Origin of the sequence: Halobacillus sp. H74 (genome assembly GCF_052246715.1) — a bacterium.
GTDB lineage: Bacteria > Bacillota > Bacilli > Bacillales > Halobacillaceae > Halobacillus > Halobacillus litoralis_A.
Genome location: NZ_JBQQCI010000025.1, coordinates 1 through 594, shown reverse-complemented (window position 1 = coordinate 594; position 594 = coordinate 1). Strand labels below are relative to the sequence as shown.

Here is a 594-nt window from a genome sequence, read left to right as displayed (position 1 = left end):
TTATTGGTTGGATGTGTTCCACAACCGAAACCGGTTGATAAATTTGATATAAACAAACTTCTTAACGTCACAGATAGTGAAATAACTACAGATCTTGCGATCCCATCACCCGCTCAACAAGACCCTATTTGGCAGACTTCCTTGTTGACAGGGCGGCAATTGAAGGAAGGGATTGACGCAGGAAAAATAAAGCGTGGTGATGTGTTTCGGGCAAAAATCGACCTGAAGTATACGATAGTCAATAAGTCTCAACTACCACCTGCACTTGACGTTTTCCGAAGTGTGTTAATAGGGGACCCATCAGCGTGGAATGATCTCATTGCTATTGATATATCTGACTCCAAGCATACCAAAACGGGGAAATATGTAGCCCAGAATGCTTTTGGCGCAAGAGTTAAGGTAGATGAGGTTAAATCAGAACGTTACTTATTGGCGCTTGATGCGGCGAATACACTATCGACTACAGCGATCAAAATGGGAGTTGAGGGATGTGCGGTAACAGAGGACTCTCTTAATTCCTTTGTGCTCGAGTACGTTGCTGAATTAGATGAAAGCACATACCAGCAGGAGAAAGGAATTATTCCTGCTGAATAC

The 594-nt window shown here is 43.1% G+C and carries 1 protein-coding gene; it reads left to right on the top strand.

Annotation, left to right across the window (positions count from 1 at the left end):
- Positions 1–594, top strand: a 594-nt coding sequence (locus tag ACTWPX_RS21680) for a hypothetical protein (RefSeq protein WP_443121490.1), incomplete at both ends; no start/stop codon positions are given.